5 protein-coding genes are annotated in these 10639 nt (G+C 63.8%); all 5 read right to left on the minus strand.

The features are described 5' to 3' along the window. Positions 1 to 123: 123 nt before the first annotated feature. Entirely contained in the window at positions 124 to 5688 is a 5565-nt protein-coding gene (locus ACZ52J_RS39115) for a DEAD/DEAH box helicase (RefSeq protein WP_465625750.1), read from the minus strand. Beyond that, complete coding sequence (locus tag ACZ52J_RS39120; protein WP_465625752.1) at positions 5685 to 6716, minus strand: hypothetical protein; 1032 nt, start codon at positions 6714 to 6716, stop codon at positions 5685 to 5687. The genes ACZ52J_RS39115 and ACZ52J_RS39120 overlap by 4 nt, the downstream gene beginning before the upstream one ends. A 56-nt stretch (positions 6717 to 6772) precedes the next feature. Beyond that, complete coding sequence (locus tag ACZ52J_RS39125; protein ID WP_465625754.1) at positions 6773 to 9529, minus strand: hypothetical protein; 2757 nt, start codon at positions 9527 to 9529, stop codon at positions 6773 to 6775. 314 nt (positions 9530 to 9843) lie between these two features. Continuing rightward, positions 9844 to 10383, minus strand: a complete 540-nt coding sequence (locus tag ACZ52J_RS39130) for a hypothetical protein (protein WP_465625756.1) — start codon at positions 10381 to 10383, stop codon at positions 9844 to 9846. A 7-nt stretch (positions 10384 to 10390) separates the two neighbouring features. Beyond that, complete coding sequence (locus tag ACZ52J_RS39135; protein ID WP_465625757.1) at positions 10391 to 10540, minus strand: hypothetical protein; 150 nt, start codon at positions 10538 to 10540, stop codon at positions 10391 to 10393. Positions 10541 to 10639: the final 99 nt, after the last annotated feature.

Below are 10639 nucleotides of genomic sequence, written 5' to 3' on the forward strand. Positions count from 1 at the left end.
CCTGGCTTCTCCCGACGGCGGTCTATGACCGTCACCCTGATGACCATTTCCGTGCTGACATTGCTCAGCCGCAGGCGGCCCGCCGCCGGATTGAGCCGCGCGGCGGGCCGATCTCTACTTTGCTCAGGTCAGCGCCTGAAGCACCTGGCCACTGGCGAATGGGAGGTTTCGTGAGATCACCATGTCGTCGATCAGATGCACCGACTCTCCCGACTCCTTCGCGCGACGCAGTTCGTCAGTGGGTGCGACGTCAGGACTCAGAGGGTCATGCACAGCGAAGATCCAACGCTGGTCACCACGCTGCGCCAGAATCGGCGCGGTAACCGTTCCGACGCCAGGGACATCGACCTTGCCATCGCGCTCGAAGCGCACGTCAATACCTCGACTGTCAAGGTCTCCGTGCAGGGCGTTGGCCGAACGCTCCAGCCGCTCCTCGCTCAGCGTCGGTTCCGTTCCATGGATCAGGTACCTCAACAGACTGGCGCCGACGTGACGGTCAAGGAGGCTGTGCTCGAAGCGATTACGGAAACTACGCAGGCACCTGTAGCAGGACTCGTCGCAGTTCTCTGGACAGTCCTCGAGGAGCCTCAGAGTCTGCTCGAGGATCTCCACACCGCAGTCGTTGACCCTTCGTGTGAAGCCAGCTCCGCCAGCAAGCGTGTCATAGACGTAGATCTCGGCCTCCCGGCCTTCCTTGCCTAGGGCAGTCAGCGCCGGCCGGTACTCCGCCTGGAGTTCCGTAGCTTCGATGCCGAGCGCCCGGGTTGCCGTGATCGTGAGCGCCTCGGCGACCGAACGCAACGCGATATGCGTCGAAAGATTCGCTGGTCCCAGCGTGATCGGCGAGTCCACCCTCAAGCGCACCAGGAGCACATCCGAGACGAAGTCGGTGCCCAGAACCATGCCCCGGGACGAGCGCGTGCCGGGACATTCCGGCGCCTTCTCATCGGGGAAAGGCTTCCTATGGGTAGCGAGCAGCCTTCCCGTGGCCATAGCGGTTGGTTCGATGAGCCCACACAAGGTGCAGTACGTGTATCCCTTGTTACGGGGTCCAGTGTTGGTGACAAGCAGAGTCTCTCTGCGGTACGTCTGTGCCAGGCGGTCGGTGACGCGCTTCCAAGCGGCCTCCTCCGTCGGCCCCGACGCCATGAGCTTGGCGCGCGTCGCATAGCTGCGCGCAGGGGCGTCGTCGGGACTGGTTCCGGGATCCTGGTCGGCTGGATGTGCGAACCCGGGCGGTCGCATCCAGGTCTTGGCCTTGCCGAACTCGCCCTCGGCACCGCAGGCCGGACAGTCTTGCTCCTTTCCGCGCTCTACCTGGTCGAGGGGGAAGTGCTTGGCGTAGTGGCAGACCTGGCACTCGAAGTAGAGCAGCCGTTCCTGCCATGCTTGACGAAGATCCTTCCGGACCGGCGAGTAGATGGCTCCGGAGGTCCATTCCTTGTTATCGATCCACACCACTTTGCCTGGCGCGTACTGGCTGAGCGCCACCGTGAGCCCCTGGCTGGGCGCATATTGGAACTCCGTGTTGAACCGCGTAGACCGGTTCACATCGAAGACGTGGAACGCGACCACATCCGTCGGGAACGCATAGCGCGGCAGGACACCCTTGTACAGCAGGCGGTCGAGGAGGTTCTTCTGGCTTCGTCGGGCGCTCAGTTCCTCTGCGCCATCTTCGGCCGGAGGGTAAGCCTCCACTTCAGCGGTCACCAGTGAAGGTTCGCCGGCATTCGCCTCTCTGGGCCCTCCGTCACGGTCAAGCTCAAGAGCCTTGTCGATCTCGAAAAGCGTCCTCGTCACGATGCCATGAAGGACTGCCCTGCGGGCATCCGGGTTCAGCTCCTCGGGAAGCCATGCTGCGACCTCGTCACGCAGCGCATCCTCCATGCCCGTCAGCCAGTCTTCAAGGTCTGTACGGTTGAGCGGGGAAGTTGTCCCCGTGAAGTCAGTGACCCTGCCCAGGACTTCGAACAACTGGACCTGGTCCTCGGGCTGGATTGCCGGGAGCCGGTCCTGGTGGTAGCGCTGCAGCAGGTAAGCGATGACATGCCGGCGCACGATTTCTTCGTTGTCCATCGTGAGCACCGGATCATCGACCTCACCACGGATCATCAGATCTGGCTGACGGAAGTAGTGGTCGTCGTGTGTGTCAGCGCTACCGAAGGCGAGCACAGTGGCAACCGCGTTGCCCCGTCGGCCGGCCCGGCCTGCTCGCTGCTGGTAGTTGGCACGAGAGGGTGGCATGTTGCGAAGGGCCACCCCGGACAGGTTGCCGATGTCGATGCCGACTTCCATGGTGGTCGTGCAGGACAGTACGTCAATAGCTGCACGCGGCTGTCCTCCCGCCTGGGATAGGCCGAGATCAACGTCTTGGAAGAGCAACTCGTGCTCCTCGGCCTTGGAAAATACGGCGTCCGACTGTGCGGCGTTGAGCTGCGCCGTGTGCTCGGCAGCGATGATGCTTACAGGCAGCTCAGGTGGATTGCTGAGAGCCCGGACCGCGCTGGCACGGTAGTAGCCCTTCCGGGCCTGGAAGACCGGATCGGTATCAGGGTCGAGGGTGCGGACTCGGTCGGCTCCACAACTGCTGCATTTGCAGCTGCCGGGAAGGGGACGCTGCGTGAAACGGCAGCGCTCGCAGTACCCCCACTGCCCACCCAGTTCCAAGGCCAGATTCGAGGCAGACATCCGATACACGCCGCTACCACGCGACTCACAGAAGATTCTGAGTAGCGTCTTCAGCCACTCATCCTTGAAGCGCTGTCTTGCGGCCTTTGATCCGAGCAATCGGTCGATGGACTGGAACCGTCCCGCGTGGGGTTGGACACCACCCTTCTGCTTCCACCAGTCCCCCTCGGTCATCGACGGGAACCAGATGCCAGGCGTATTCCATGCCGTCAGCCACAAACGAACCAGGGCCAGTTTGGCCTCGCCACCCTCCGCAACACCACCGATGTCCGGCAGCGTCGCGAGCAACTCTTCCGTGAGGCTCGCCTGCTCACGGATTGAGGCCAATCCGAGCGATGACAGCCCCCAGTACTTGTCCGTGAGTGTTGCGTACATTGCGCGCAGCAGCGACTGCGGCGGCGGCGCGGTAGTGGTGAGCGCACCCATCTCATTGTGGTTGCCTGTCAGTACACCCTTGTCGATGGCCCTCGCGACCGTGCTCATCACATGGAATGACTCCGTCGGTCGCAGTTCGGGCCGCAGTCGCACTGACAGCACATGGGCTCCGACCATGACGGCCACGTAAAGTCTGTCCAGGCTGAGAGTCCGCCCCAGAAACTCGTGGGCAGCAAGCTCTCGCCAGCCGCGCAGGACGACGGGCCGCATGACGTCACGCAGGGAATAGGTCTGCAGGTTAGGCGCAAGTCGCGCAGCTACTTGCCGAGAATCAGAGAAGGCGAGCACCTTGCGACCACGCAGCGGGGCGAAGTCGCTGTACGGCTGCGCACCAGGGGGCTGAACCTCAACCTGACGGGTCACCAATGCCTGAAAGGGCTGGTCGCCCTTCGTCTGGTGATCCTGTACCGATGATCGGCCAAAACCAGCGAGCCGCCCGCAGACGCCGCAGGGCTTGAACTCGCCATTCGCCTCGGCCTCTTCCCCATCGTCATCACTGCCGATGGACTCTCCCCCGCGGAGCCGAGGAATAAAGACGCTACGCGTGCGATCACCGAGCTTCCCTGGCGGGTTGAGGCGCCCTGTGATGAGGTCGAGGTCCGCGGGCTCCACGTTGGCCCCGTCACCCGACGGAGCTTCCAACAGCAGATCGAGTGCTTGGAGCTCGGGGATGGAGCCAGTCGCAGAATGGAATGCCCCACCCGGCTCATGCCAGAGGTAGGACGGGTCAAGTACATCGTCCGTGTAGGCTCGCGCATAAGCAGAGCCACAGTGCCGACACGTGTACAACTCGAAGACACGGGCGCCGCATCCGCAGGTGGCCTGCGGCTGAGCGTAGAGCTTGCCCACCGGCCCAGGTTCCGGGTAAACCTCCCGATCAACATCTGAACAACCGGGGTCAAGACATGCCCAGAGCCCTGCCAGCCCTCGGAAGAACGCGTGCACCCGGCATGGCAGCAGCCCGGCGTCATCCGTTGACCGGCGGGCGGCACTTCCGAGCGCTACCAGCGTTGATGCCGCTCTGTCGGCAAGCTCCTTCTCCGCAGCGGGAAAGATGCTGGTACCCAGCTCATCGACCGGATGGGCCCTTTGCATCGTCTTGTTGACGAGCAGATTCATCGGGGCGAAGTCGGAAAGCGCCTCGTGGAGCAGTCGACCCACACTGGCTCCGGGCCCCTCCTCGGTGACCCCCCGGTAGTCCAGCAACCCGCGGACCGCGCCAATGCGGCCGGCATCTGACTCCGCCTCGTAGAACGCATGCATTGGTACAGCAGCGAGGACCTCTGCGTCCTGGACGTTCCCGAGGGTGGCGGGTTCTCGCAGGTCGAGCCGCCCTTCCACCGTCTTGAAGTCGTCTGGAGACTTGCCACTCAACTGCGCGGCAAATTGGCGCGCGTACTGCGCGCTGGCAAAGCTCGCACTCGTGCAGATCACCTGCAGCCGATCGGGCGTGATCCCAAGCCTTGCGCGGAGACGACGCAGAAGGAGCGCCACCTCTGCGCCGCCCGCCCCGCGGTAAAGGTGGGCCTCGTCTACGACGAGGAGGAACCTCTCATCCGGGTTGTTCTCCAACCAAGCTCGGGTTGCATCGAAGACTGGCCGCTCGAGCGGACGCATGAGCATGTACTCAAGCATCGAGTAGTTCGTGATGAGCACGTCTGGCGGCGTGTCCAGCACTTCATGGCGCGTGAGAAGCTCAGGGTCCTCGGGCCGTCTGACCGCGCGAATGAACTCACCGTCTCTGTTCTTCCAGCGGGATCCGTGTTCTCCATACCAGGCTTTCAGGTCCGGTTTGGCCGGCCACTTGCCACGCGACTGCAGCTTCTCGATGAGGGCTGACGCCTGGCTATGTCCCTGGGCCGACGGGTCGCACGCCCGGTCGATCAGGTCGATGTAGAAATCCTCAATCGAGCGAAGCCGCGTCTGGTCCTTCTCGACCTGTCGCACACCGGGATATAGCGTGCGACTGGTGTAGCGGGCGAAGCGTGCCGGCCGTCCAGCCCATGCCGTGAACTGCGTCGTAACCCGCGGATCGCCGAGCAGCAAGCGAAGGCGCCCCAGTTGGTCATTCACCAGCGCGTTCATCGGGTACAGAATCAGAACTCTCACCGAGGGCTCGGCGAACGACTCAGGCTTGTGTGCAGCCTCCGTCGCGAGCTTCGCCAGCATCGGCTCGAGGAAGGTCTCCGTCTTTCCTGAGCCCGTGCCAGTCGTGACCGCAAGACTCAGACCGTCACGAGCCGTCCACTCCAGGGCTTCCGCCTGATGGGTGTATGGCGGGTCGTAGAGGAGTGGCTGGTGAGGACCGACGCGTGCACTCAGGGCACCAAGGAGCGTCTTGGCCGCCGCATCGAGTTCGAGATCGCCAAAGCCTCGGCCCGTCTGGTAGCGGGGGGTGCTCTCGATGAACGGCGCGCGGAAGAGCACGCCTTCCCGCTTCAGCAGTTCGCGACGCTGCTCGATCACAGTGGGATGTCCCACGTGGTACGTGGCTTCGATGTAGTCCCGAAGAGCCGCCTGAATGCTGGCGACCGTCTCTGCGATCGTGGGCGCTTCCGTGGTCACGCCACTCCTCCCTCATCGTTGACGTGCATCCACAGCATGTCAGTGAACAACTCCGTTAGTTCACCGATCGCCCAGAGCGGCAGGCGATAAGTGAGCAGCGCGTCCCTGGACCGTGGGACAGGAACGGCCACGAGTTCCAGGCCACGCTGCGCCCACCCAGGCACGGGGCCGAAGAGATCGAGGGTGCAACTCCCCGGTGCTCCGGCGGCAGGCCGAATGCGCAGAACCTGCGGCACGCCCCGTGCGGCGTCGATCGCTGCCTGCAGCCGCCACGCCTCGTCACACGCTGGGCCAGCAGGATCGTCAGTCGGCAGGTCGATCAGGGCTACGGGCCGACCGCTCTCCACGCGAACGAAAGACCACAAGTCAGCGCCATATGCCTGCGGTCGACGAGCGACGTAGTCTCCGCAGTCACCGTCGGCGGGAAACCGCCACCGGGCCCGATAGTGAAGGATCGACGACTCAGGATCGAGGAGCTTCAGATCGCTCACGAGACCTGACTGTGCTGCCCTGTCCAGGCGTTGACGCATCCCGCCGACGAAGCTGGTGGCACTAGCCATGCTCGGCTGCCTGCGCCAGTCGTGCATGGTGATCTCATGGAGTCCGGCGGCACGCAACCGATCCGGACCCGTTGTGGCATCCAGTTCGATGGACCGGACATGGCCCTCGTGGCGCACGTCCCCGCCGACGGACTCGTCCAGGAGCGGGAGGCCCTCGGGCCGCACACCTAGCAGGAGGTAGCGCCCGGGTGCCTGCGTCACATACGAGGGCGGAGCAAGATAGAGCTTCCTGCGCCCAAGATCCATTCGGTTCGGGAGTTCGACCAGGTCGCCGATTGCCACCAGCAGATCCAGCTGGGTGGCTAGCTGTCCACGAGTGGCCGAGAACGAGACATCGAGCGGACCCAGAACCTCCATCACAGCGTCGGCGAGTTCACGCGGTGTCGCCGGACACAGGAACGAAGCCGCTCGGCGAAGTGACGAGCAGATTGCCTCGGGTGCGCTCAGATCGATCACCGTCTCGTCCAAGCCAAGCGTGTGGACGGCACGCCTCGCGACCTCATTGCGACTGAGCGCAGTAACACTCATCGGCGCCCCCCGGAAGCCGACTGGTCCGATGCTCCCCGGAGGGCTTCAGTCCCCAAGACCGCAAACCTTCCCGCCCGGATGAGCGCGGGGGAAATCAGCACGCACTTCAGGAGTCGATTCCTTTCGGTCTCTGCCCAGCCCGCAACCAGCCCCGGCTCGCTAGCGAGCGCCAGAACGAAGTCAGCTGCGGCACGCGGATCACCCATGCCGCTGGACGTCACCATGACCTCAATGGCGTCAGCAAATCCATCACTCAGCGCAACTGGTGAATCCGTCCACTGCCAAAGATGACGAGCGATCTGCTTGGCTGCGCTGCGTTGCTTGAAGCCCTCACCTACGAGCTTCTCCATTTCATCGAGCAACTCGATCTGCCGGTGCGCACCTGCTGTCTTGCGCTTGCGCTCAAGATTCGCCCACCGATGCCCGGCAACGAGAGACACAAGCGCCGTGGTGATCGCCTCGAGGACTTGCTCCTGTTGGTGATGAGCGAACAGGTCAGCTGGGAGATAGGCGTCGAACCACAGACGGTGGCCTTCGATGAGCCGCTGGACCTCATGGAGTGCGTCACCCGAAGGTCGCACGGCTGGGTGGGTGTGGCGCAGCCGGTTCGGCTCGGGCGGCAGGATGACCGCTGCTTCCAGTTTGCCGGAGATCGCTTGGAGGAGTCCGCCTGTAGCCGGCACAGGGATGGGCACACGAGGATCCTGCTCCTGGGCGACCAGCGGGTCCTCCACCGCGAACATGTGCACCTGAGTGTCGTCGCTACCTGTTCGGTCTATCAGCCGCGCATCGTGTCGTCCGCTGTGGCGCTTGACGAGTACCCAGCGGAGCGGGTCGAAGCCACGTTCGCAAACCAGGGAGGCGAACCCAACTCCGTTACGAGATACCGACACCTCACATGACTCGGCCTCTTCGAACGCGCTGAGCATCTTCCTCCTGCGCAAGACCTGTTCCGTCAGCCTCTCCCACGCTTCATCGCTAAAGGGCACAGAGATTCCGCAAAGCTGCCGTTCTAGATCCCTACCGTCACCGTCACGAAGAGTGATCGACAGTTCGGCCCTTGTCTCCAGTGGACCGTCAATCGAGAGACTAGCCCTGCCATCCCACAGTTCAGTCATCTTTGGGCGCGCTGGTGTGGTGAAAAGCCGGATCGCAGTACCTTCCGTCGCCGTTTCGCGGCTGGTGTGCAGGTCACGGATCGTGATCGTCAGGGAGCCACTAAAGAGGGGACGATCCGTCTCTGGAGTGAGCAGGGCAACGTTTACATCGTGCTCACCCACTGCGAGGTTCTCCAGAGCAAAGAACAGCTCGGGTTGGCCCGCTGGGAACTCCAGCACGAAGGGAAGGCCTCGGTCCACGGTCACGGCGCACTTGTCCGCGGCGTACGCAGACTGGACGGCCAACATGGCCGGCTCCCCGGCGAGCCACTCGATGGCGCCGTCCCCATCCCAGGATCCTGGCACCAGTCCAACCGGTCGAATCGAGACGTCGGACGCCACTGCCAGCCCGAGAGGTCCAAGTTGCTCGACGTCCGCCGCACCAATGATCTCTGGCACCGTGAACTCGAAGGCGTGCACGCCTTCTACCGGGATCATGGTCGGCACGATCCAGGGCAACGACGGCGGTCTGTTGCCCGCCCGTCCAACCAGGCAGTACTCGCTTCCGGGTCGGACAAACTTGCCCTTAACCTCTATGGCTTCCCCGACAGACCGCTTCCTGAATAGCCACCACGGCCCGGTGTTGAGGGAGCAGTGCTCGGCGATCAGTTGGTTGACGGCCTCGGACCCGCGCTCCAGTTCGATGACTCGGGCGCCGGGTCGAGGCCATGCGGACAGCAGCACCTTGTCGGGCCACAGCAGTCGACCTCGGGCCAGCGGCCGAGGGTGACCCTCGACCCTTGCGCGCAGGCTCCGGAGCTCGTGTTCAACGTCTGCATTGATTGCCTGCAGTGGCGTGAGATCAGGCAGTTCCACATACGGCTGCCAGCCACCATGTTGGCTGCGCAGAAGCAGCCTGGGGCGGACCACACCTGGGATGAGACTCCTGCGCTGTACATGCGTGGCGCCCGTACCCGTCGGAAGGAAACCTCTCGAGCGGATCTGGTTAGCGGAGTGTCTGGCGCGCAAGAGCCAGCTGCGGGAGGCCTGTTCATTGCTCAAGTCAGCGACCAGACGAGTGAGCGTCGACCGCACCAGGTACGGGGACTCCTCCTCGTCGCCGGAGAGCAGCGCAACGGCGACCTGGCCGAGGAGGCTCTGGTTGGCGCAGAAGATGCGGAAGCGCTCGCTGTATCCCACCGTGCGCGTGGCCAGACATCCACCGAGCGCGTCAGGGTCAGCCAACAGCTCCGCGTTCAGCACTCCGCGCGACTCGAACAGAAGCTGGGCCATCTGCCGCTGGAGGTCTGCCGGCATCACAGCATGTGTGATCGGCCACGCAATGATGGTGAAGTTCGAAGCGAAGCCGCCTCTCGGCTCCGCTCCCCCGTAGTCGTCCGCAAATCGCCTGAACCACTGCCTGATGCGTTTCCGGTTGTGCGGAACGTTCCAGTGGGGTCCGCCCTCCCAACCCGGCGCCTTCTGCCCCCAAAGGGGCCAGAACTCGCCCCCGTCGTAGTCGTAGCCGATCTCAGCAGCGAACACGACGAAGGGCAACCACCAGGCGCGATACCGCGCGTCGAGTCCATCAGCGACAGCCCCACGCACTGCGGCCACGAGCAGTTCGAGTTCCTCATCGGCGAGGTCGTGCTCCAACGCGAATACGGGAGCCGGCGGCTGCAGTGCCTGGCGACGCTCGTGAAGTGTCCGAAAGTGGTGATCGAGTTGCAGGTGTAGGTGTTTGAGCACCTCCACTGACCCGCCACACGCTATCCCCTCCACGCTCGGCACCACCTCCTCTCCTGTCAAGTTTAGTGAGGCGTCGTCAGGCAAGGGGCAGTGACGCTCGGGGGATAGATCGCCACTTAGCGTAGACCGCACCGCTGTAGTCCATGAGCACAACTAGCGGAACTGGCATGATGCCGCCCCGCTCGCCTGACGGGACATCACCATGTGCTGCGTCGTGTCACCTAAGGTGATACAGGAGCCCTGGGGCCCGCTTCAAACTGAGAGTGCGGTACGCGAGGGTAATGCCCGTTTCGGGCTTGGAGTTGGGCGAGGATCCTGGTTGCCGGGGTGGGTCTGTGCTCCAGCGCGAGGCTGAGCGAACAGGCCAGATTCGGACTTGGTGAGGATGCCCGGGTGACCAGACGTTTCAGCTTGGCGCGGATGCCTTCGGTGTTCTTCGGAAGGACCGGCAGGTCGAGAGCCTGGCACACGTCGCGGGCCCGCATCGGCCGAGCGGCGTCGGCGAGGATGGTGAGGATCTGCTGGTAGACCGGGTGGTCCGGCGCGTCGCGGCGGGACGCCCTCCCCTGCGGGCGCTGGTGCGGGGATGTCGAGGAGGGTCTTGCGGGTGATGCGCAGGTTCCGCTCTCCGCGTCGAGTTCGCCCACAACCGTGGTGAGTTCCTCGATGCGAGAGCGGAGTTGTCCGGCCGGCTCACCGAGTTCGCGCTCGCGCGCCTCGACGTACTTCAGGACGGCTTTGATCTGCGGGTTGTCACTCACGATGCACTCAGGCGGGGCATGCTGCACCGGTGAGTCGGCGGACCATGACGGAGGTCATCGCCCAGAACACCTGGAAGCGGGAGCTGGCAAGCCGGTGCTCGTAGTCGCGAACCAGGCGCCGGTAGAAGGTCAAGATCTCGTTCGTCTGCTCCACCACCCACTGTCAATCCCCTGGTTTCGTAGAGGCTTTCCTTATGCGGCCAGGTCCTCCTGATGGTGGCTGGCTCGTGCTTCGGTGATGATCCGTTCGAACTCC

Source organism: Kitasatospora sp. NPDC034035, assembly GCF_055575755.1.